This window comes from Micromonospora sp. NPDC049051 (assembly GCF_043197575.1).
GTDB lineage: Bacteria > Actinomycetota > Actinomycetes > Mycobacteriales > Micromonosporaceae > Micromonospora.
Genome location: NZ_JBICTL010000006.1, coordinates 407,975 through 431,442 on the forward strand (window position 1 = coordinate 407,975; position 23,468 = coordinate 431,442).

The window sequence follows — 23,468 nt, forward strand, 5'->3', positions numbered from 1 at the left end:
ACGGCAACTCTCCACGGCATCGCAGCGATGCCCGGGCCTGGACACGGAGGCGAAGACCCATGGCAGACGGCGACAGCCGGTACCTCGACACCGGCGGGGCGGCACCACCCGATCACGAGGGCGGGCACGCCATGTCGTCGGCGCAGGAGCAGCTCTGGTTCGTCGACCAGCTGCGCTCCGGTGCCAGCGAGTATCTGCTGCACCAGGCGGTCCGGGTGCGTGGCCCGCTCGACACCACGGCCCTCGGGGCCGCGTTGACCGAGATCTGCGCCCGGCACGAGATCCTGCGGACCCGGTACGACACGGTGGACGGACGTGCCGTGCAGGTGATCGACCCGCCCGACCCGGTCGGGATCGACCTCGTCGACCTGGGTGGGACGCCGGACGGCGACCGGGACAGCCGCCTCGACGAGGTGGTGGACGCGGCCCTCGACCTCCCGCTCGACCTGCGCAAGGACCCGCCCCTGCGGATCCGGCTGATCCGCTGCGCGGCGGACGAGCACGTCCTGCTGTTCGTGGTGCACCACATCGCCTTCGACGGCTGGTCCTGGGGCGTGCTCGCCCGGGAACTGCACACCCTCTACGAGGCGTTCGCCGCCGGCCGGCCCAGCCCGCTGCGGCCGCTGCCCGTCCAGTACGCGGACTTCGCCGCCTGGCAGCGGGAGAACTGGCTGTCGGGGCCGCACGTCGACGCCCAGGTCGGCTACTGGCGGGAGCGGCTGGCCGGGCTCGGCCCGCTGGAGCTGCCGACCGACCGGCCCCGGCCCGCGCACTGGCAGGCCGCCGGCGACGGCCTCACCTTCACCGTGCCGGCGGACCTGGCCGCCGCCCTGACCCGACTCGGCGCGGACCGGGGCGCCACCCCGTTCATGGTCTTCCTCGCCGCGTTCCAACTCCTGCTCGGCCGGTACGCCGGTCAGCGCGACGTGGCGGTCGGGGTGTCGGTGGCCGGGCGGCACGAGGTGGAGCTGGAGGGCATGATCGGTCTCTTCGTCAACACCGTCGTGCTCCGGGCCGACCTGGCGGGCCCGGCGTCCTTCCCCGACCTGCTCGACCAGGTGCGGGCGACCACCCTGGACGCGTACGACAACCAGGAGGTGCCGTTCGACCGGATCGTCGCCGAGCTGGCCCCGCAGCGGGACCTGTCCCGCAACCCGCTGTTCCAGGTGGGGTTCGGCCTGCACAACGCCGACCGGGCGCCCTTCGCCCTGCCCGGCCTGACCGTCACCGAGCAGCCCACCTGGTGGACCTCGTCGGCGTTCGACCTGTCCCTGCAACTGGTGGGGCAACCGGACGGCTCGTACCACGGGGAGGTCGTCTTCCCGACCGCGCTGTTCGACGCCGCCCGGGTGCACCGGATGGTCGCCAACTACCTGCACCTGCTGACCGTCGTCGTCGACCGCCGGGACCGCCTGGACGAGTTGGACCTGCTGGCTGCCCGCGAACGCCGGGAGGTGCTCGGCGGGTGGAGTCGTGGCGCCGAGCGCGCCGCCGGCCCGGGGCTGCCGGAGCTCTTCCTCGCCCAGGCGGCGGCGACCCCCGACGCGATCGCGCTGGTCGCCGACGACGGCACCGAGGTCGGCTACGCGGAGCTGGCCGGACGCGCCCGGAGTCTCGCCGCGCGCCTGCGCACCGGCGGGGTGGCCGTCGGCACCCCGGTCGGGGTCGCGGTGCACCGTGGACCGGACCTGGTGACCGCGCTGCTCGGGGTGCTGCTCGCCGGCGGCGTCTACGTGCCCCTTCCCCCCGACCAGCCGGTCGGCCGGCTGGAGTTCATGGCGGCCGACGCCGGGGTGTCGGTGCTGGTCACCGAGTCGGCCCTGCGGGGCCTGCTGCCGGCCGGTGACGCCCCGGTGGTGCTCGTCGACGCCGGCCCCGACACCGATGGCGTGGCCGACCCCGGCATCGATGGCGTGGCCGGCCCAGGCACCGAGGCCGACGCCGGGCCGGCTGCGCTGCCGGCCACCGATCCCGACGCCGCCGCCTACGTCATGTACACCTCCGGGTCGACCGGCCGGCCCAAGGGCGTCGTGGTCACCCATGCCGGCCTCCGCAACCGGGTGCTGTGGTCCGTCGAGCAGTACCGGCTCACCGCCGCCGACCGGGTGCTCCAGAAGACCGCCCTCGGCTTCGACGCCTCCATGTGGGAGTTCCTCGCCCCACTGGTCAGCGGCGGCGCGGTCGTGCTGGCCGCCCCGGACGCCCACCGCGACCCCGGCGCGATGCTGCGGGCGCTGCGGGCGCACGACGTCACGGTGCTGCAACTGGTGCCGTCCGTGCTGCGGGTGCTGCTGCACGAGACCGACCTGTCCGGCTGCGCCGCGCTGCGGCTGGTCTGCTCGGCGGGCGAGCCGTTGCCGGTGGCGCTCTGCGAGCAGCTCCGCGCCCTGCTGCCCGTGGAGATCTGGAACACCTACGGCCCCACCGAGTGCGCGATCGACGCCACCGCCTGGCGGTACCGCGGTGACGAGCAGGTCGGGACCGTACCGATCGGCCGGCCGTTGCCCGGCTGCACCGTCCGGGTCCTCGACGCCGGCGACCGGCCGGTGCCGGTCGGGGTGGCCGGCCAGCTCTGCCTCGGCGGCGTCGGCCTGGCGCGCGGCTACCTGGGGCGAGCCGCCCTCACCGGGGAGAAGTTCACCCCCGACCCGTACGCCGGCACGCCGGGGGAGCGCCTGTACCGCACCGGTGACCTGGCCCGGTGGCGCGACGACGGCAGCCTGGAGTACCTGGGCCGCCTCGACGACCAGATCAAACTGCACGGGGTACGCATCGAGCCGGGCGAGGTCGAGGCGGCCCTGCGGCGGCAGCCGGGCGTCGACGCGGCGGCGGTCACCCTGTACCGGCCGCCGGCGGGCGACGCCGAGCTGGTCGCGTACGTGGTGCCCGCAGCCGGCGCCCGGATCGACGCGGACGGACTGCGCGACGCGCTCGCCGACGGGCTGCCCACCGCGCTGGTCCCGTCCACCGTGATCCGCCTGGACACCCTCCCGCTGACCGCGAACGGCAAGCTGGACCGGGCGGCCCTGCCGGCGCCCGACGGCCCCCGCCCCGGCGCCGACCGGAGCCACCTGCCGCCGGTCACCGACACCGAGCGGACGATCGCCGGGATCTGGGGCGACCTGCTCGGCGTCGAGCGGATCGCCCGGGACGACAACTTCTTCACCCTCGGCGGTCACTCCCTGCTCGCCATCCGGGGCGTGCTGCGGCTGCGCCGGGCACTCGACGTGGAACTGACCATCGGGCAGCTCTTCGCCGCCCCCACCGTCGCCGAGCTCGCCGCCCTGCTCGACGGGGCCCGCACCGGTTCCGGCGGCCCCGCCGACGAGCCGGCCGGCGCGGCGATCCGGCCGGTGCCGCGGGACGGGGACCTCCCGCTCTCCCTCGGCCAGCGCCGGCTGTGGTTCCTGGACCAGCTCGAACCGGGCAGCCTCGAATACCTGATCCCGATCTCGATGCGGCTGACCGGCCCGTTGGACGTGGTGGTGTTCCGGCGCGCACTGGACGAGGTGGTCAACCGGCACGAGATCCTGCGCACCCGCTACCGGTCGGTCGACGGCGAGCCGGTGCAGGTGGTCGACCCGCCGGGACCGGTCGGGTGGGAGCTGATCGACCTCAGCGGCGCCCCGGACGTCGTCGAGGGTGCCGAGGCGCTGCTGCGGGTCGCGGCCAGCCGGCCCTTCGACCTGGCCACCGAACGCCCGGTCCGGGCCCAGGTGATCCGGGTCGCCGCCGACGAGCACCTGGTCGCGCTGACCCTGCACCACATCGCGTTCGACGTGTGGTCGATGGAGATCCTCCTGCGCGAGCTCGACACCCTCTACCGCAGGTACGCGCGGGGCGGGGCCGCCGCCGTCCTTCCCGACCTGCCCGTGCAGTACGCGGACTTCGCGGTCTGGGAGACGGCCCGCCAGGACAGCCCCGAACTGGACGCCCAGCTCGCCTACTGGGTCCGGCAACTGGCCGGGGCGACCCCGCTGGAGCTGCCCACCGACCGGCCCCGCCCGGCGCTGCGGGACCCGGCGGGCGACAACGTCATCGTCGACGTGCCGACCGACGTCGGGCGGGCGTTGGCCGAGCTGGGCAACCGGGAGGGCGCCACCCTGTTCATGGTGCTGCTGGCGGCCTTCCAGGTCATGCTCGGCCGGTACGCCCGGCAGCACGACGTGGCCGTCGGCACCCCCGTCGCCGGCCGGACCCGACCGGAGACCGAGGACCTGCTCGGCTTCTTCGTCAACAACCTGGTGCTGCGTGCCGAACTGGTCGACGACCAGCCCTTCCCGGTGCTGCTCGACCAGGTGCGCCGCACCGTGACGGACGCGTTCGGCAACCAGGACGTCGCCTTCGAGCGGCTGGTCGACACGCTGCGGCCCGATCGGGACCTGTCCCGCAACCCGCTGTTCCAGGTGATGTTCGAGCTGCAACACCTGGACCGGATGACCGCGACCCTCGGCCCGGCCGCCATCGAGCACGTCGACAGCGCGCACCCGGTGGCCAAGTTCGACCTCACCCTCTCCGTGGAGCGGCACCCGCACGGCCGGTTGCGCTGCTGGTTCGAGTACGCCACCGCGCTCTGGGACCGCGGCAGCATCGAGCGGATGGCCGGGCACTACCTGCACCTGCTCGCCCAGTTGGCGGCCACGCCGGGGGCCGCCCTGCGGGACCTGACCCTGACCACCGACGCGGAGCGGGCGTACCTGACCGGCCCGTTGGCCGGGGAGCCGGCCGGAGCGCTGGACGCCGCCGCAGCGGCGGGCGCCGGCGTGGTGGAGCTGTTCGCCCGGCGGGTCCGGCGGCACCCGGACGTCGTGGCGGTGGAGTTCGACGGCCGGCGGCTGACCTTCGCCGAGCTGGACACCCGGGCCAACCGGCTCGCCCACCACCTGCGCGCGCTCGGCGTACGCCCGGAGGTCCCGGTCGCGGTCTGCCTGGAACGCGGCCTGGAGGTGGTGGTCACGCTGCTCGCGGTGCTCAAGGCGGGCGGGGTGTACCTGCCGGTCGACCCCGAGCACCCCATCGAGCGGCTGCGTTTCCTGCTCGCCGACGCCGGGGCGGCGGTGGCGGTCACCACCGAGCGCCTCGCCGACCGGGTCGCCGCCGACGGGGTGGCCGTGGTGGCCCTGGACGCCGACCGGGCCCTGGTCGCCGGCCGGGACGGGACCGCGCCGGACGCGTCGACCGGGCCGGACGATCTCGCCTACGTCATCTACACGTCGGGCTCGACCGGACGGCCCAAGGGCGTGATGATCCCGCACGGCGCGTACGCCCACCACTGCGGCGTCATCGCCCGCGCGTACGACATCAACCCGGGCGACCGGGTGGTGCTGCTCTCCGCGCTCACCTTCGACGTGGCGATGGACGGCATGATGGCCACCCTGCTGGCCGGGGCGACGCTGGTGGTCAGCGACCCGCTCTTCTGGAGCCCGGCCGAGCTGCCGGACCGGCTCGCCCGGCACCGGGTCACCCACATGGAGATCACCCCCGCCTACTACCGGCAGGTGATGGACGCCCTGCCGGCCGGTGACGACCGGCTGCGGCACCTGAAGCTGATGAACGTCGGCAGCGACGTCGTCACCGTCGCCGACGCCCGCCGCTGGGCGGCCACCGGACTGCCCGGCCGGTTCCTGGTCAACTACGGCCCGACCGAGGCGACCGTCACCTGTCTGCTGCACCCGGTCACCGGCGACCCGCCCGGCGAGCGGAACGAGGCCCTGCCGATCGGCCGTCCGGTCCCCGGCACCCGGGCCTACGTGGTCGACGGGCAGCTGGACCCGGTGCCGGTGGGGGTGCCCGGTGAACTCCTGCTCGGCGGGGAACGCCTGGCCCGCGGCTACCTGAACCGGCCCGGGCTGACCGCCGACCGGTTCGTGCCCGACCCGTTCGGGGACGGGCCCGGCGGCCGGCTCTACCGCAGCGGCGACCTGGTCCGGCACCGGCCGGACGGGACGATCGAGTTCCTCGGCCGGATCGACCAGCAGGTCAAGATCCGGGGTTTCCGGATCGAACTCGGCGAGATCGAGTCGGCCCTGGCCGAGCACCCGGCGATCCGCGCGGTCGCGGTCGTCGCCCGGGAGACCCAGCCGGGGGAGAAGGGGCTGGTCGCCTACCTGGTCTGCCGGGACGGCACCGCGCCGGCCGTCGGCGAACTCCGCGCCCATCTGCGCGACCGGCTGCCGGAGTACATGGTGCCGGCCCAGTGGACGGTGCTGGACGCCCTGCCGTTGACCGCCAGCAAGAAGGTGGACCGCCGGGCACTGCCCGCCCCGACACCCGTCCGCGCCGGCAGCCGGGCGTACGAGGCACCCCGTACCCCGGTCGAGGAGGCCGTGGCCGACATCTGGGCCACCGTGCTGGAGGTCGACCGGGTGGGCGTCCAGGACGACTTCTTCGACCTCGGCGGCCACTCGCTGCTCGCCACCCGCGTGCTCGCGCACCTGCGGCAGAGCTTCGACATCGACCTGCCGCTGCGTCTGCTGTTCGAGCGGACCACCGTGGCCGGGCTCGCCGACGCGGTGCACACGGCCATCGAGAACGAGATCGCACGGCTTTCCGACGCCGAGGTGGCGGAACTGCTCAAGGAGGCAAACCTGTGACCGCCAGCCACACCCCGAGCGCGTCCCTGCGACAGGAACTGCTGCGGCGACGCCTGCGTGGCGCCGGTCAGTCCCGCCGCGCCGACGCCATCGCCCCGGCACCCCGTACGGGTCCGCTGCCGCTCTCCTTCGCCCAGCACCGGCTCTGGGTGCTCGACCAGTTGCAGCCCGGCGGCACCGGGTACCTGATGTCCGTCGGCCTGCGGCTGCGCGGCCCGCTGCACTCCGACGCGCTGCGCCGGGCGTTGACCGAACTGGTCGCCCGGCACGAGATCCTGCGGACCCGCTACGTCGTGGTCGACGGCGAGCCGGCACAGGTCGTCGACCCGCCCGCCCCGGTCGAGGTGGCGGTGACCGACCTCGGCCATACCGACCAGGACACGGCCCGGCAGCGCCTCACCGAGCTGCTCGGTACACCGGACCCGGTCGACCTGGCCGCCGGCCCGGCGCTGCGGGCCCGGCTGGTCCGGCTCGCCGGGGACGACCACGCCCTGGTGCTCGCCCTGCACCACATCTCCTCCGACGGCTGGTCGGAGGGGATCATCCTGCGCGAACTGGCGGCCCTGTACGGGGCGTTCGTCGCCGACCGGCCCTCCCCACTCGCCCCGCTGCCGATCCAGTACGCGGACTTCGCGCTCTGGCAGCGGACCCGGCTCGCCGGGGACCGCCTGGACCGGCAGGTCGCGCACTGGCGGGACCGGCTGGCCGGGCTGACGCCGTTGGAGCTGCCCACCGACCGGCCCCGGCCGCCGGCGTGGAACCCGGACGGCGGGCTGGTGACCTTCACGGTGCCGGCGGCCGTCGCCGGGCGGCTGCGCGAGCTGGGCCGGGCGTCGAACGCCACCCCGTTCATGGTGCTGCTGGCCGCGTTCCAGGTCCTGCTGGCCCGCTACACCGGGCAGACCGACCTGGCGGTGGGCACCCCGGCCGCCAGCCGGGACCGGTTGGAGACACACGACCTGGTCGGCCTCTTCCTCAACACGCTGGTGCTGCGCACCGACCTGTCCGGCGAGCCGACCTTCGTCGAGGTGCTGGCCCGGGTGCGGGAGGCGGTGCTGGACGCGCAGTCCCACCAGGACGTGCCGTTCGAGCGGATCGTGGACGCGCTGTCGCCGGAGCGGGACCTGTCGCGCAACCCCCTGTTCCAGACCATGTTCCTCTTCCAGGAGGGCGGGTCGGCCGGCTTCGACGCGGGCGGCCTGGTGGGTGAGGAACTGTCCGTTGGCCCGACCACGGCGAAGTTCGACCTGACTCTCGGGCTGACCGAGGAGGCGGACGGCTCCCTCTCCGGCGGGGTGGACTTCCCGACGGCGCTGTTCGACGACGCGACGGTGCGGCGGCTGGCCGGGCACTACCGGCGGTTGCTGAGCGCCGTCGCCGCCGACCCGGACGCCCCGGTCACCCGGCTGCCCATGCTCACCGACCCCGAGACCGCCCAGCTCGCGGCCTGGAACGACACCGCCGTCGACCACCCTCTGCCGGGCGTGACCCTGACCGGACTGCTGGACGCGCAGGCGGCCCGTACGCCCGACGCGGTGGCGCTGCGCTTCGCCGGCGAGGAGCTGACGTACCGCCGGTTGCACGCCGACGCCGACGTCCTCGCGCGGCGCCTACGCCGGGCCGGGGTCGGGCCGGAGTCGGTGGTGGCCGTCTGCCTGCCGCGCGGCCTGGACCTGATGCGGGCGTTGGTGGCGGTCCTGAAGGCCGGCGCGGCCTACCTGCCGCTGGACCCGGACCTCCCGGCGCGGCGCCGCGCCTTCATGGTGCGCGACTCCGGCGCCCAGCTCGTGATCGACGAGGGCTTCCTCGCCGCCGGGGACCACGCCGCTCCCGCCGGCGAGCCGTCCGCCGCCGGTGACCTGCCATCCCCGGCCGAGATCACGCCCGGGCACGCCGCCTATCTCATCTACACGTCCGGATCGACCGGCCGGCCCAAGGGCGCCCTGATCGAGCACCGCGCGATCGTCAACCGCCTGCTGTGGATGCAGGACGCCTACCGTCTCGACGCCGCCGACCGGGTGTTGCAGAAGACGCCGATCGGGTTCGACGTGTCGGTGTGGGAACTCTTCTGGCCGCTGGTCACCGGCGCGACGCTGGTCCTCGCCCGCGCTGGCGGGCACCGCGACCCCGCGTACCTGGCCGAGGTGATCCGGGCGGAGGCGATCACCACCATCCACTTCGTACCGTCGATGTTGAAGGCCTTCCTGGCCGAGCCCGTCGGGGCGCTGCCGTCCCTGCGGCGGCTGATCTGCAGCGGCGAGGCGCTGCCGCCCGAGCTGGCCGCCCGCGTGCACGAGCGGATCGGCTGCGAGCTGCACAACCTGTACGGCCCCACGGAGACCGCCGTCGACGTGACCGCGACGCGGTGCGAGCCCGGCGAGCCCGTGACCATCGGCCGTCCCATCGCCAACACCACCGCCCACATCGTCGACGCCACCGGGCAGCCCGTCCCCGTCGGGGTGCCCGGCGAGCTGCTGATCGGTGGCGTGCAGCTCGCCCGGGGCTACCTCGGCCGGGCCGCGCTGACCGCCGAACGGTTCGTCCCCGACCCGTTCGCGGCCGCGCCGGGATGGCGCCTGTACCGCACCGGGGACCTGGCCCGCTACCGCCCCTGCGGCAGCATCGAGTACCTCGGCCGCATCGACGACCAGGTGAAGATCCGGGGCCAGCGCATCGAGTTCGGCGAGGTCGAGGCCGTGCTGTACGAGGCTCCCGGCGTCACCGCCGCCGCGGTGGCCGTCCACGACGGGCAACTCGTCGGCTACCTCGTCGGGCCGGAGACCGCCGACCGGGTGCGCGCCTACCTGCTCGAACGCCTGCCGGACGCGATGGTCCCGGCACGCTGGGCGATCCTGCCCGCCCTGCCGCTGACCGCCAGTGGCAAGGTGGACCGCCGCGCCCTGCCGGCGCCCGGGTCGGCTCCGGGCCCGGTGGGCGGCGGCCACGTCGCCCCGCGCGACGAACTCGAGGCGCGGATCGCCGACGCGTTCTGCGCGGCGCTCGGCATCGACACGGTCGGCGTCACGGAGAGCTTCTTCCTGCTCGGCGGCGACTCGATGCGGGCGATCCGGATGGTGGGGCTGCTGCGCGCGGCCGGCCTCGCGGTGTCGGTCCAGGACCTGTTCACGCACCAGAGCGTGGCCGACCTGGCGGGCGTGGCCGTGCCGACCGGTCCGGACGGGGAGGCGGAGTCGACCGTCGGCCGGTTCGCGCTGGTGAGCGACGCGGACCGCAGCCGGCTGCCGGACGGGCTCGTCGACGCCTACCCGATCACCGAGAACCAGGCCGGCATGCTGTTCGAGATGCTGGCCGGCGGGGACCGCCCGGTCTACCGCAACGTCTCCTGCTACCGGATCGACGACCCGCTGCCCTTCTCGCTCGACGCGCTGCGGGAGGCCGGCCGGCTGCTCACCGACCGGCACGAGATCCTGCGTACGTCGTTCGACCTGTCCAGCTACTCCGAGCTGATGCAGCTCGTCCACGCGTCGGTCGACCTGCCAATCGGCTACGACGACCTGCGCGGCCTGCCGTCCGACGAGCAGGAGGAGGCGGTACGGGCGCACCTGCGCGCCGAGCGCGTCCGGCCGTTCGACATCACCACGGCGCCGCTGCTTCGCTACCACGTGCACCAGGTCGGCGACTCCGAATGGCGGCTGACCCACTCGGAGAGCCACGCGATCCTCGACGGCTGGAGCCACACCTCCACCGTGGCGATGCTGATCTCGCTGTACCGGACGCTGCGCCGGGGCGAGCGGCCCGCCCTGCCACCACCGCCGGCGGTGCGGTTCGCCGACTTCGTCGCCCGGGAACGCGAGTCCCTCGCCTCGGCGACGGACCGTGGCTTCTGGGCGGCGACCGTCGCCGGTTCCGACCGGATCGAACTCCCGCCCGAGTGGGGCACCGGATCGGACGCGCCGGCGAACATCGTCGAGGTGCCGTGGGCCGACCTGCGCCCCGGACTGCGCCGGCTCTCCGCCGCCGCCGGCACCTCGCTGAAGAGCGTGCTGCACGCCGCGCACCTCAAGGTGCTGAGCATCGTCACCGGCCGGCAGCGGTTCTTCACCGGCCTGCTGTGCAACGGCCGGCCCGAGCGGCTGCGCGGCGACGAGGTGTTCGGCATGTACCTGAACACCGTCCCGTTCGCCGCCGACACCTCCGCCCGGACATGGCGCGCCCTGGTCCAGGCCGTCTTCGCCGGCGAGGCGCGTCTCTGGCCGCACCGCCGCTACCCGCTGCCGTCCATGCAGCGCCAGTGGGGCAACGGCACGCCACTGCTGCGCGTCGGCTTCTCGTACCTGGACTTCCACGTGCTCGACGGCCCGGCCGAGTCGGTCGGGATGGTCGACGACTTCAGCCCGAGCAGCGTCGGGTTGGACGTGTGGACCTTCCCGGGGGTCCTGCGCCTGGGCGCCCGGCCCGCCGACATCGACCGGCCGTACCTCGAACTGCTGGCCCGGACCTACCGGCACGTGCTGGAGGCGATGGCCGCCGGGCCGGACGGCGACACGGACGTCGGCCTGAGCGCCGCCGACCGGGCCTGGGCGGTCGAGGCGTACCAGCCCGTCGAGCGGTTCCCGGCGGCGCCGTTCGTCCACGACCTCGTCGCCGAGCGCGCGGCCGCGGCGCCCACCGCGGTGGCGGTACGGCACGGCGACGCCACGCTCACGTACGGGCAACTGGACAACCGCTCCGACCGGCTCGCCGCGCGCCTGGGCGAACTGGGCGTACGGGCGGACACCATCGTCGGCATCCACCTGCCCCGCGGGATCGACCTCGTCGTGGCGATGCTGGCCGTCCTCAAGGCCGGCGGAGCGTACCTGCCCCTCGATCCCGCCTATCCCGCCGAGCGGATCGGCGACATGATCCGCGACGCGACGCCCGTGGTCGTGCTGACCGACGCCGACCTGGCGCCGAGGCTGCCGTGCACGGCCGCGACGGTGCTGATCGCCGACCTCGCCGACGGCCGGCCCCGGGCGGCCTACCCGCCGGCGGCGCGGCTCAGCGGGGACAACCTCGCCTACGTCATCTACACGTCGGGCTCCACCGGGCGGCCCAAGGGGGTCGCGGTCACCCACCGCAGCGTGCTCAACTTCTGCCACGCCCAGCGGCGGATCCTGGACGCGCACGCCGGGGACGAGGTGTTGCAGTTCGCCTCGCCGAGCTTCGACGCGTCGGTCTGGGAGATCCTCCTGGCGCTCGCCAACGGCGCGGCGCTGGTGCTGCCCCCGCCGGACGCCGACCCCGGTGACCTGCGCCGCCACGCGGCTGAGCTCACCCACATGACCCTGCCGCCGCCGCTGCTGGACCGCCTCGACCCGGCCGCCTTCCCGCGCCTGCGGGTGCTGACCACCGGCGGCGAGGCGTGCACGGCCGAGCAGGCGGCGCGGTGGGCCGGCCGGGTGCGCGTCCTGCACGCCTACGGCCCCACCGAGACCACCGTCGTCGCCACCATCGCGCAGCTGCGGGCCGGCGACACGGCGCCGCCGCCGATCGGGCTGCCGCTGGCCAACGTGCGCGCCTACGTCGTCGACGACGAGCTGCGCCTGCTGCCCCCCGGCGTACGCGGGGAACTGGTGCTCGGCGGGGCGGGCGTGGTGCGCGGGTACCTCAACCGGCCGCGCCTCACCGCCGAGCGGTTCGTGCCGGACCCGTACGCCCCCCGGCCGGGGCAGCGCATGTACCGCACCGGCGACGTGGTCTCCCGGGACCCCGACGGCACCCTGCACTTCCACGGGCGCCGCGATCACCAGGTGAAGGTGCGCGGGTTCCGCATCGAACTCGGCGAGATCGAGCACGCCCTCGCCGCCCACCCGGCGGTCGCCGCCGCGGTGGTCACCGTGCACCGGGCCGGTACGCCGGACGCCTCGCTGGTCGCCTACACCCGCCCCGCGAACGGGACCCCGGCGTCGGCGACCGCGCTGCGCGACCACCTGCGCGAGCGGTTGCCGCAGCACCTCGTCCCGCACCACTACCTGTCCGTGGACGACTTCTCGTACACCCGCAACGGCAAGGTCGACCGGAACGCCCTTCCGGCGCCGGACGGCTCGCGGCCGGCGACCGACGTCGACTACGTCGCGCCGCGCTCGGACGTCGAGAGGCACCTCGCCTCCGCCTGGAGCGAGGCGCTCGGCATCGAGCGGATCGGCGTGCACGACGACTTCTTCGCCCTCGGCGGCCACTCGCTGGCGATGATGCGGCTGACCGCGACACTGCGCAGCCGGCACGGCTACGAGCTGACGTTCGGCTCGTTCGTCGAACACCGCACCGTCGCCGGGCTGGCCGCGACGCTCCAACAGCCAGCGGGACCGGTTGGCGCGATGATGTGGCTGCGGCGCGACGGCGACGGCCGGCCCCCGCTGTTCTGCGTGCACCCCGGCGGCGGCAGCGCCCACTGGTACCTGCGCCTGGCCCCGCACCTGCACCCCGGTCAGCCGGTGGCGGCGTTCGAATGGCCCGGCCCGCACCCGGAGGGCACGCCCACCACGGCGGAGATCGCGCGCCGCTACGGCGACGAACTCCGCCGGGCCCAGCCGCACGGGCCGTACCGGCTGTTCAGCTGGTGCGGCGGCAGCGGCATCGCCAGCGAGATGGCCCACCGGCTGGTCGAGGACGGGCACGAGGTGACGCTGATCCTGCTCGACCCCGGTCTGGACATCCACACCCGGGCCGACGCCTGGCGCGAGCTCGACCTGATCCGCCGCCTGGAGTCGCTGCTGCACGAGGCGGAGATCGGCGGCGACGGGGCCGACACGCCGGAGCGCCGCCGGGAGATCCTCGACCTGCTCGACCACCTCGTCGACGACATCGACGAGGAGACCGGCATCGCGCTGCCCGAGCGCGGCGTGGGGGACGAGTGGCCCCGGCAGGTCCGGATCTGGCGCGAGGTCATGGAGGTCGACGTCGAGTACCGGCACCGCCCCTGGCCGGGGCGGCTGGAACTCGTCGTCAGCGACGAACTCGCCGACGGCCAGCACGAGGTCACCTCCGGCCAGAGCTACCCGGACTACCTGGCGCGCTGGGAGGAGCTCTGCACCGGCGGCGTACGGGTGCACCGGGTGCCCGGTGACCACTTCAGCGTCATCAAGCCGCCGCTCGTCGACACTCTCGCCCGCGTCATCACCGACGTGCTCGATGCGGCCTGACCGCTGTCACGGATGCCGGCCGCGCCTGCTCGGGCGCGGCCGGACGAAAGGAGGAACTGGATGAGTACCCGCACGAGCCCCGCACCGCTCAAGGTGGCGATCGTGGGCACGGGCAACATCGGGACGGACCTGCTGTTGAAGGTCGAGGCGTCCCCCCTGCTGGAGTGCGTCCTGTTCGCCGGGCGCCGCGCCGGATCCCCCGGCATCCAGCTGGCCGAGCGCCACGGGGTGCCCACCAGCGTGGACGGGATCGACGCGGTCACCGCCCGCGCCGAGCACATCGACCTGGTCTTCGACGCGACCTCGGCCGACGACGCCACCCGCCACTGGGCGACCGTCGCGCCCACCGGGCTGCCCTTCGTCGACCTCACCCCGGCGCACCTCGGGACGTTCTGCGTACCGGCCCTCAACCTCGACGACTGCCTCGACGAGCAGTACCTCAGCATGGTCACCTGCGGGGGACAGGCGGCGGTTCCGATGGCCCACTGCATGGCGGAGGCCGCTGCGGGGATCGACTACCTGGAGATCGTCTCGGCCAGCGCCTCGGCGACCGTCGGCCCCGCGTCCCGGGCCAACCTGGACGAGTACGTGCACACCACCGAGCAGGCGACCATCGAGTTCTGCGGCGTGCGACGCACCAAGACCGTGCTGGTCATCAACCCCGCCGAGCCCGGCATCGTCATGCGCAACTCCATCGCGGTGACGTCCGCCGAGCGGCTCGACATGGACGCCCTGCGCGCCTCCGTCGCCATGATGGAGAAGCTGATCAGGTCGTACGTCCCCGGCTACCGCGTCGTCGTGCCGCCGGTGGCCGTCGGGGACCGCATCACCATCGTCGTGGAGGTCGAGGGCCGGGGCGACTGGTTCCCGCGCTACGCCGGCAACCTCGACATCATCACCTGCGCCGCCCTCGCGGTCGGCGAGGCCCGGGCGGAACGGGGTCGGTCATGAGCGGCGCACCGAAACTCAGCATCTGCGACACGACCCTGCGCGACGGTAACCACGCCGTCGGCCACCAGCTCGGCCGGGCCGACATCAGCGCGTACGCGCGGGCGGCCGAGGCGGCCGGTGTGAACGTTGTGGAGGTCGGCCACGGCAACGGCCTCGGCGCCTCGTCCATCCAGGTCGGCATGGCCGCGCTCAGCGACGCGGAGATGCTGCGGGCCGCCAAGGCCGAGCTGCGGAACGCCCGCCTCGGCGTGCTGTCGATCCCCGGGTTCGCCAGTGTCGAGCGCGACCTCAAACCGGCCCTGGAGTGCGGCGTGGACGAGGTCCGGGTCGGCGCGCACTGCACCGAGGCGGACGTCACCCGGCAGCAGGTCACGATGCTGCGGGCGATGGGCGTCACCGTCAAGGGGATGCTGCTGATGAGCCACATGGCCTCCGCGGCGAAGCTGGTGGAGCAGGCCCGGCTCATGCAGAGCTACGGCGCCGAGGCGGTCGTGCTGATGGACTCCGCCGGCGCGTACACGCCGGAGAAGGTCCGCGAGAAGGTCGGCGAACTCGTCGAGCACCTCGACATCGCCGTGGGCTTCCACGCGCACAACAACCTCGGCATGTCGGTCGTGAACAGCATGGCGGCGATCGGGGCCGGGGCCACCATCGTCGACGTCACGGCGCGGGGCTTCGGCGCGGGCGCGGGCAACGCGCCGATCGAACTCGTGGCGGCCAACCTGCACGTCGAGCAGGTCGAGACCGGCGTCGAGCTCTTCGGCGCCCTCGACGCGGCCGACGTGGCGCAGGAACGGTTCGTCAAGCACGTACCCACCAACGACAGCGTCACCATCGCCAGCGGGATCGCCGGGGTGTTCTCCGGCTTCGCCGCGCCGGTGCGGCGGGCGAGCGCCCGCTTCGGCGTCGACCCCCGCAGGATCCTGCTCGAGCTGGGCAACCGGCGGGTGGTGGCCGGCCAGGAGGACACGATCATCGAGGTCGCCATGTCGCTGGCCGCCGAGCAGTCGGCATCGAGCCAGGTGTGAGCGCTCGTCCGGGGTTCGCACCAAACGACGTAGGAGGAGCAATGCGACACCATTCCCCGCTCGACGCCGCCGCCGACCTGGCCGGGGTCGCCGCGCTGCTGCAGATCGGCGCGGAGATCGGAGTGGACCGGCTGCTGGACTCGGGCGACACGTTCGGCGCCGCCGAGCTGGCCGGGGTCGCCGACCTGCCGCAGGCCGGCGTGGACGACTACCTCGCCGCGCTGGTCGCCGCCGGACTCGTGGTCGGCACGGACGCCCCGGACCGGTTCCGGGCCGCCGAGGACTACCCGGACCGGCGGTACGCGGCCGGATACCTGTCCTGGGCCATGAGCGCGAACGGCCCGTTCCTCGCCAACGCCCGGGAGTTCCTGACCGACCGCGACGCGGCGGCCCGGCTTTACCGGCGCGACGGGCGTCGGGTGGCGGTCAGCTCGCGGTGGATCGGCGAGCGGGCGTTCTATCCGCCGATCATCGACCGGGTGGTCTCGGCCGGCGCGCTGCGCGTGGCCGACCTCGGCGCCGGCGCCGGCGGGCTGCTCATCCGGCTGCTGGATCAGGATCCGGCGCGTACCGGCGTGGCACTCGACAGCAGCGGCGCCGCGTGTGCCGCGGCGCGGGAGGCCGCCGCCGCAGCGGGGGTGGCCGACCGGCTCCGGGTCGTCGAGCGTACGGTGCAGTCCCTCGCCGACGACCCCGGACCGGTCGAGGGCGCGGACGCCGTGCTGGCGTGCTTCGTCATGCACGACATCGTGGCGGACGAGGCGGTGGCCAAGGCGGTCCTGGGCGCCTGCCGCGACGCGCTCGCCCCCGGCGGGTTCATGGCGGTCGCCGACGCGATCTCCTATGCGCCCGACCCCGCGGAGCGGCGGTTCAGCGCGCTCTTCACCTACCTGCACGCCAGCTTCATGAGCGTCACCCTGCCGAGCCAGCGGCGGTGGCTGGACACGTTCCAGGCCGCGGGCTTCTCCGAAACCGGGTGCGTGCCGCTCGGCGTGCCCGGCGGCCGGCTCTTCGTGGCGGTCAAGTAGTGGCTGCCACGCCGCCCCTGCACCGCGAGCTGGCCGGGGAGCTGTGGACGGCGGCGCGGACCCTCCGTGCCGTGCCGCCGATCTCGGCCCGGCATCCACAGCTCGACCTGGCGGACGCGTACGCCATCCAGAGCGAGGTACGCGAGCTGGACCTGGCGGCCGGCGCGGTCCTGGCCGGGCTCAAGATCGGTGCGACGAGCGAGGCGATCCAGTCGATGTTCGGCATCGACCATCCCGACTTCGGTTACCTGACCGACCGGATGGTGCTCGCCGACGGCGCCGAACTCGACCTGAGCCGGTTCATCGCGCCGAAGGTCGAGGGCGAGGTCGCGTTCCGGTTCGCGGAGGGCATCAGCGGCCCGGCGGTGACCGCCCACGACGTGCTGGCCGCGACCGCCGAGGTCCTGCCGGCGCTGGAGGTGCTGGACAGCCGGATCCGGGACTGGCGGATCGGCCTCGTGGACACCGTCGCGGACAACGCCTCGTCGGCGGCGGCCGTCCTCGGCGCGGGCGTGCCGCCCGACACGACGGACCTGGCCGACGCGCGCATGCGGCTGCGCAGCCGGCACGGGGTGCAGGAGGGGCGGGGTGCGGCCGTGATGGGGCATCCGGCCGAGTCCGTGGCGTGTCTGGTCCGCATCCTGTCCCGGTTCGGCACCGGGATCGAGGCCGGGCAGCTCGTGCTCTCCGGATCCTGGGCGGCGGCCGTGGACCTCGTGCCGGGGGACACCGTACGGGCCTCCTTCGGCGCCCTGGGCTCGGTCGCGCTGACCACCCGTCCCGGCACCCCGCCCGCCCGACAGGGCTGATCGACCGGCTGTCGCCCGGGGACCCGCACCCGACGGTCCGTTCGCGACAGACACGACTACCACCGAGGAGACCCCGCACCGATGACCATGCTGGTGGACGAGACGGTACCGCCGCACAAGGCGGCCTACGACTTCTCCCTCTTCGAGGCGATGGAGTCGGAGGTGCGCTACTACTGCCGCAAGTTCCCGGTGGTGTTCGACCGGGCCCGGGGCGCCGAGCTCTACGCCGAGGACGGCCGGATGTTCACCGACTTCTTCTGCGGCGCCGGCACCCTGAACTACGGCCACAACCATCCGCACCTCAAGCGCCGCATCACCGAGTACCTCGCCAGGGACGGCGTGATGCACGGCCTGGACATGTACACCGTGGCGAAGCGGACCTTCCTGGGCCGGCTCCGGGAGCAGGTGCTGGCCCCGCGCGGGCTGGACCACAAGGTGCAGTTCTGCGGGCCGACCGGCACCGACGCGGTGGAGGCGGCGCTGAAGGTGGCCCGCCGGGCCACGGGGCGGCGTGGCATCGTCTCCTTCACCGGGGCCTACCACGGCATGTCGCGCGGGTCGCTGGCGGTCAGCGGCGGCCGCCGGGCCCGCGCCGCCGGGCAGGTGGGCGCGGCGGCGGAGGTGACGTTCGTGCCGTACGAGGACGGCCCGGCGGGACCGTTCGACTCGATCGGCTACCTGGAGCGGATGCTGTCCGACCCGTCGTCGGGGCTGGACGTCCCGGCCGCGGTGATCGTCGAACCGTTGCAGATGGAGGGCGGGGTGTATCCGGCCTCGGCCGACTGGCTGCGCCGGCTGCGCGACCTGACCACCCGGTACGGGATCCTGCTCATCTTCGACGAGATCCAGTCGGGCTGCGGACGGACCGGCACGTTCTTCTGCTTCGAACACGCCGACGTGGTGCCCGACATCATCACCGTCTCCAAGGCGATCGGCGGGTACGGGCTGCCCCTGTCGATGGTGCTGATCCGGCCGGCGCTCGACGTCTGGTCGCCGGGCGAGCACACCGGCACCTTCCGGGGCAACCAGCTCGCCTTCGTCGCCGGCGCCGCCGCCTGCGAACTCTGGGGCGAGGACGGCTTCCGGACCACCGCCGCGGTCGGCGCCCGGCGGCTGGAGCGCTTCGGCGCCGAGCTGCGCGACAGCGATCCGGCGCTGACCGTACGGGGCCTGGGCATGGTCCTCGGCATCGACCTGCGGGCGGCCGGCGGCGCCGGGCGGGCCGATCGGATCCAGCGGCGCTGCTTCGACGACGGGCTGATCGTCGAGCTCTGCGGACGCGACGACGAGGTGGTCAAGGTGATGCCGCCGCTCACCATCGACCTCGCCCGGCTGGAGCGGGGCCTCACCGTCCTGCACCGGGCCATCCGATCGAGCTGACCCCGCGACCGTTCGAGGAGGATTTCGATGGACCGTCGTCCCCGCCGCCACCTGTTGTCGATCCGGGACCTGAGCGACGCCGAGCTGCGGCAACTGGTGACCCGCAGCGCCGCGCACGCCGCCGGCCGGGTCCGCCCCGCCGGGCGGTTGCGCGGCCTGGTCACCGCGGTCTACTTCCGCCGTACCTCGACGCGGACCCGCACCGCCTTCTCCAGCGGGGCGCTGCGGCTCGGCTCGCACCTGATCAGCTACGGCCCGGGCGACCTGCAACTGAACACCGGCGAGACGGTCGAGGACACCGCCCGGGTGCTGTCCGGGATGGTCGACCTGTTCGTCGCCCGCACCGCCGACCCGGTCGCCGAGCTGCGGGCCTTCGCCGGGCAGGACCGGATGGGCGTGATCAACGCGATGAGCGCCGAGGAGCACCCCACGCAGGCGCTGGCCGACCTGGGCACCATGACCGAGCGGTTCGGTCGGGTCGACGGGCTGCGGGTGCTCTACGTGGGCGAGGGCAACAACACCGCCGCCGCGCTCGCGCTCGCCCTCAGCCGGTTCACCGGAACCCGGCTGCACCTGCGCACGCCGCCCGGGTACGGGCTGGCCCCCGGCATCCTCGCCGCCGCCCGGGTGGCCGCCGAGCGGACCGGCTCGGCGGTGGCCGAGGCGCACCACATGGACGACCTGCCGGAGGTCGACGTCGTCTACACCACCCGCTGGCAGACCACCGGCACGGCCAAGCCGGACCCGGACTGGCGGCGCGTCTTCGAGCCGTTCCGGGTCGACGGGGCGGTCCTGGCGGCGAGCCCGGAGGCGTTGTTCATGCACGACCTGCCGGCGCACCGGGGTGAGGAGGTCACCGCCGACGTGCTGGACGGTCCCCGCAGCATCGCCTTCGACCAGGCCAGGCACAAGATGTCCAGCGCCCAGGCCGTGCTGGAGTGGTGCGCCGGGTGACCCGGCCGCCGGTCACCGCCGGCGGGCGTCCAGGGCCGCGCGGGCGCCGTCGAGAATCTGGGTACCGGTTACCCATGTGAGCCCCGGCGGGGCGCCGGCACGATACCGGCGTGGAGAGAGCGCGGACGCGGGATGCGGTAGCGGTGAGCGGTGCGGGCGGCGCCTGGTGGGCGGCCGGCCTCACGCTCGCCGAACGGGTACGGGCAGCCGACCACGGCGGGCCCGTCGCCGCCGACCCCGTGTCCCCGCACGCCGTGCAGCGGTTGCAGGACTGGCGCTCGGCGTACGAGCTGGGCACGACGGGGCAGTTCGCGCACCGCCTGGCGGCCCTGCGGATCACCGAGCGGCAGTTCCTGGCCCTGCTCGACCAGCCGCCGGCGGCGCTGGCGGCCGGGTCGGGCGTGCCCGCCTGGGCCGAGTTCACCGAGCGGGCGCTGGGCCTCGCCCCTGAGGGAGCGACCCACCTGCCCGTGCACACCCCGTGGTCCGACGCGTTCGGCGACGTGCTGGCACCGTTCGTCACGGCCGCCTGCGCCGACCTGCGCCAGCGGGTGCGGGCCCCCGGGGCGGCCACGGTGGTCGACCTCGCCGCGGTGTACGTCGGGTTCGCCGACACGCTGCGCGGCAGGCTGGTCGCGATGGCCTCGCGTACCTTCGTCCTGGAACTCAACCGCGCCCGCGTCGCGGGCCGGCTGGTGGGTCCCACGCCCGAACACCGGTTCGCCGCCTTCGTGGCCGACCTCGCCCACCGCGAGCGGCTGACCCGGGTGCTGACGGACTATCCCGTCCTGGCGCGGCTGCTGGCGACCGCCTGCCGGCACGCCGTCGAGGCGACGGCCGAACTGCTCGACCGGTTCGTCGCGGACCGCGCGGAGATCCTCAGCCGGTTGCTCGGCGGCCGCGATCCGGGGCCGCTGGCCGGGCTCGACGCGGCGGGGGACTCGCACGGGCACGGGCGGGCGGTGGCGCTGCTGCGCTTCGCCTCCGGCGCCCGCGTGGTCTACCGGCCGCGCCCGGTCGCTGTCCACGTGCACTTCAACGAGGTCCTGGACTGGCTGAACGCGGTGCTGCCCGACCTGGAGCTGCGCACGCTGACCGTGCTGGCCCGCGACCGCTACGGGTGGATCGAGGTCGTCGACCGTACCGACTGCTCGGAAGCCGGCCAGGTCGGGGCGTTCTACCACCGGCAGGGGGCGCTGCTCGCGCTGCTGTACCTGCTCGGTATGACGGACATCCACCACGAGAACCTGATCGCCTGCGCCGACCAGCCCGTACTCGTCGATGTCGAGACGCTGCTGCACCCCGACCTGCCCGTGCCGTCCGCCGCGCCCGACCCCGCCGCCCGGGCGCTGCGGACGTCGGTGTACCGCACCGCCCTGCTGCCCCAGCCGCTCATCGGCGATCACGGCCTGCTCGACATCTCCGGCCTGGGCGGCGACCCCGGCGCGCAACAGCTCCGGGAGGCCGTCGGCTGGGCGGCGGCCGGCACCGACACGATGCACCTGGTACGTCGTCCCGCGCCCGTGCGCGCGGCCGAGAACCGTCCGACGCTCAACGGCGTCCCGGCCGACGCCGCCGAGCACACAACCGAGCTGCTCGCCGGCTTCCGCGCCGCGTACCGGGCCATCGGCCGGCGGACCGAGGACCTGACCGGCCCGGACGGCCTGCTACGGCGGTTCGCCGACGACGAGCTGCGGGTCATCGTCCGGTCAACGCGGACCTACACCGTGCTGCTGAGCGAGTCCACCCACCCCGACGTGCTGCGCGACGCGCTCGACCGGGACCAGATCTTCGACCTGCTCTGGGCGGCCTCGGTGGACGACCCCATGCGCGAGCGACTGGTGTCCCGGGAGATCGAACAGCTCTGGGACGGCGACGTCCCCCTGTTCACCTGCCGTCCCGACGACACCGACCTGACCGGTGGTGACGGCGTCCCGTTCGTCGACGTGCTCGACGAGCCGGTACTGGCGGCCACCCTGCGCAAGATCGCCGGCATGGGCGTGATCGACCGACGCGACCAGGAGTGGATCGTCCAGGCCGCGCTCGCCGGCCGGCTCGGCGGGGCGCGCCACGAGTGCGCCGGGGCCGCGTCGGTCCGGTGGGAGGCGACGGCACCGGACCCGGGCCGGCTGCTCACGGTCGCCTGCGGCATCGCCGACAGGATCATCGCGGACGCCTACGACGACGGCGTGTTCGCCAACTGGCTCGGGCTCGAGCCGTTGGACGGCGGGTACAGCACGGTCCTGCCGCTGGGCGCGGGGCTGGGCAGCGGATATCCGGGCACCGCACTCTTCCTGGCCGAACTGGCCCGGCTCGCGGACGTCGACCGCTACGCCGAGGCCGCCGGCCGGGCGGTGCGCCAACTGCCCCTGCTGCTCACCGCGATGGGGGACCGGCCGCACCTGGCGAGCACCGTCGGCAGCGGCGGGTTCACCGGCCTCGGGGGGATCGCGTACGCGGCGGCCCGGCTCGCCGAGCTGCTCCGGGACGACGCGCTCGGCGACTCCGTCGAGACGGCGGTACGCCTCGCGGCGATCGCCGCCGCGACGGACACCAGCCTGGGCGTGCTCGACGGGCTTGCCGGCTGCCTCGCCGCGATGCTCGCCGTCCACGAGCTGACCGGGCTGCCGCTCGCGGCCGAGACGGCCCGCGACTGCGCCGAGCGGCTGCTGGCCGCCCCCGCGCTGCCCGCGCAGGCCGGCTTCGCCACCGGTACGGCCGGGATCGGCTGGGCCCTGCTGCGATTCGCGCAGGTCGACAGCGACGAGCGGTACGCCGAGGCCGGCAGGGCGTTGGTGGCCCGCGCCGCCACCGGCCCGGTGCCGCCGCCGTCGACGCACTCGTGGTGCCACGGCGTCCCGGGGATCGCGGTCGCCATCGCCGACCAGGGGCGGTTGCTGGCGGATCCCGCGCTGGCCGCCTTCGTGGACGGCGCGGCGAGCGCTGTGTCGAAGTCCGGGCTGGTCAGCGACCACAGCCTCTGCCACGGGGAGTTGGGCCGGCAGGAGATGCTGTCGGTGGCCGCCGCGCACGGTCGCCAGGCCGCCGTCAGGGTCCGCTTCGCGCAGGCCGGACAACTGGTCGCGGCGCTGGACCAGGCCGGCCCGAGGTGCGGCGCGGCCGGCGGCGTGAGCGTCCCCGGCCTGCTGGACGGCCTGGCCGGGATCGGCCACGGACTGCTCCGTATCGGCTTCGCCGATCATGTGCCCTCGGCACTGCTGCTGCATGCCGAGCCGACGACATCCGGACGCGGTGTCGAGAACTAGAAGGGGGACAACATGCGGGACGACGTGACCGCTCCTCATCCGGCGGGGCCGGTGGCGGAGCACGAGTCAGCCGACACGAACCCGGCGGGCGAGATCAAGCTCAGCTTCCTGGGGCACATCGGAAGGCGGTCGGGCATCCTCACCGGACTGATGGTGGCCGCGCCCGCCATCGCGGCCATCATCGACACCGGGGGTACCGGGGGACACTCGTCGTCGTAGCCGCCGGCCGGCGAGCGGCACCCGCTCGTGTCGTTTCATCGACAGCGGGTGCCCCGCGTTGGACGCGGCAATGCGGGTGCTGCTCACGTTAGCCTGCG

Annotated in this window: 10 protein-coding genes; all 10 read left to right on the forward strand. The window is 74.4% G+C overall.

Annotated features, from left to right (window positions below):
* Nucleotides 1-59: 59 nt before the first annotated feature.
* The 10 genes from ACGFIR_RS25780 to ACGFIR_RS25825 all read left to right on the forward strand — a co-directional run bounded on the left by ACGFIR_RS25780 (nucleotide 60) and on the right by ACGFIR_RS25825 (nucleotide 23,370).
* Nucleotides 60-6,593: an amino acid adenylation domain-containing protein gene (locus tag ACGFIR_RS25780; protein WP_393147617.1), complete on the forward strand. Its 6,534-nt coding sequence runs from the start codon at nucleotides 60-62 to the stop codon at nucleotides 6,591-6,593.
* Nucleotides 6,590-13,735, forward strand: coding sequence for an amino acid adenylation domain-containing protein (locus ACGFIR_RS25785; RefSeq protein ID WP_393147619.1), 7,146 nt, complete (start codon nucleotides 6,590-6,592; stop codon nucleotides 13,733-13,735). The genes ACGFIR_RS25780 and ACGFIR_RS25785 overlap by 4 nt, the downstream gene beginning before the upstream one ends.
* Nucleotides 13,736-13,795: 60 nt before the next feature.
* Nucleotides 13,796-14,686 carry an acetaldehyde dehydrogenase (acetylating) gene (locus ACGFIR_RS25790; protein WP_393147621.1) on the forward strand — a complete coding sequence of 297 codons (891 nt, stop codon included), beginning with the start codon at nucleotides 13,796-13,798 and terminating at the stop codon, nucleotides 14,684-14,686.
* The gene (dmpG, locus tag ACGFIR_RS25795) at nucleotides 14,683-15,714 is read left to right on the forward strand and encodes a 4-hydroxy-2-oxovalerate aldolase (protein WP_393147624.1); all 1,032 of its coding nucleotides are present in this window, start codon (nucleotides 14,683-14,685) and stop codon (nucleotides 15,712-15,714) included. The genes ACGFIR_RS25790 and dmpG overlap by 4 nt, the downstream gene beginning before the upstream one ends.
* 41 nt (nucleotides 15,715-15,755) lie before the next feature.
* Nucleotides 15,756-16,742 carry a methyltransferase gene (locus tag ACGFIR_RS25800; RefSeq protein WP_393147626.1) on the forward strand — a complete coding sequence of 329 codons (987 nt, stop codon included), beginning with the start codon at nucleotides 15,756-15,758 and terminating at the stop codon, nucleotides 16,740-16,742.
* Complete coding sequence (locus tag ACGFIR_RS25805) at nucleotides 16,742-17,551, forward strand: 2-keto-4-pentenoate hydratase (RefSeq protein ID WP_393147629.1); 810 nt, start codon at nucleotides 16,742-16,744, stop codon at nucleotides 17,549-17,551. Before ACGFIR_RS25800 ends, ACGFIR_RS25805 begins: the two co-directional genes overlap by 1 nt.
* 81 nt (nucleotides 17,552-17,632) lie before the next feature.
* Complete coding sequence (locus ACGFIR_RS25810) at nucleotides 17,633-18,931, forward strand: aspartate aminotransferase family protein (RefSeq protein WP_393147631.1); 1,299 nt, start codon at nucleotides 17,633-17,635, stop codon at nucleotides 18,929-18,931.
* 27 nt (nucleotides 18,932-18,958) lie between these two features.
* Complete coding sequence (locus ACGFIR_RS25815; protein WP_393147633.1) at nucleotides 18,959-19,885, forward strand: ornithine carbamoyltransferase; 927 nt, start codon at nucleotides 18,959-18,961, stop codon at nucleotides 19,883-19,885.
* A gap of 110 nt (nucleotides 19,886-19,995) precedes the next feature.
* Nucleotides 19,996-23,151 carry a type 2 lanthipeptide synthetase LanM family protein gene (locus ACGFIR_RS25820; protein ID WP_393147635.1) on the forward strand — a complete coding sequence of 1,052 codons (3,156 nt, stop codon included), beginning with the start codon at nucleotides 19,996-19,998 and terminating at the stop codon, nucleotides 23,149-23,151.
* A gap of 12 nt (nucleotides 23,152-23,163) precedes the next feature.
* Complete coding sequence (locus ACGFIR_RS25825; protein ID WP_393006750.1) at nucleotides 23,164-23,370, forward strand: hypothetical protein; 207 nt, start codon at nucleotides 23,164-23,166, stop codon at nucleotides 23,368-23,370.
* The last annotated feature ends 98 nt before the right edge of the window (nucleotides 23,371-23,468 follow it).

Coding starts and splice junctions, on each gene's coding strand:
- dmpG (WP_393147624.1), top strand. CDS start 14,683: ATGAGCGGCGCACCGAAACTCAGCATCTGCGACACGACCCTGCGCGAC.
- ACGFIR_RS25825 (WP_393006750.1), top strand. CDS start 23,164: ATGCGGGACGACGTGACCGCTCCTCATCCGGCGGGGCCGGTGGCGGAG.
- ACGFIR_RS25790 (WP_393147621.1), top strand. CDS start 13,796: ATGAGTACCCGCACGAGCCCCGCACCGCTCAAGGTGGCGATCGTGGGC.
- ACGFIR_RS25810 (WP_393147631.1), top strand. CDS start 17,633: ATGACCATGCTGGTGGACGAGACGGTACCGCCGCACAAGGCGGCCTAC.
- ACGFIR_RS25780 (WP_393147617.1), top strand. CDS start 60: ATGGCAGACGGCGACAGCCGGTACCTCGACACCGGCGGGGCGGCACCA.
- ACGFIR_RS25800 (WP_393147626.1), top strand. CDS start 15,756: ATGCGACACCATTCCCCGCTCGACGCCGCCGCCGACCTGGCCGGGGTC.
- ACGFIR_RS25815 (WP_393147633.1), top strand. CDS start 18,959: ATGGACCGTCGTCCCCGCCGCCACCTGTTGTCGATCCGGGACCTGAGC.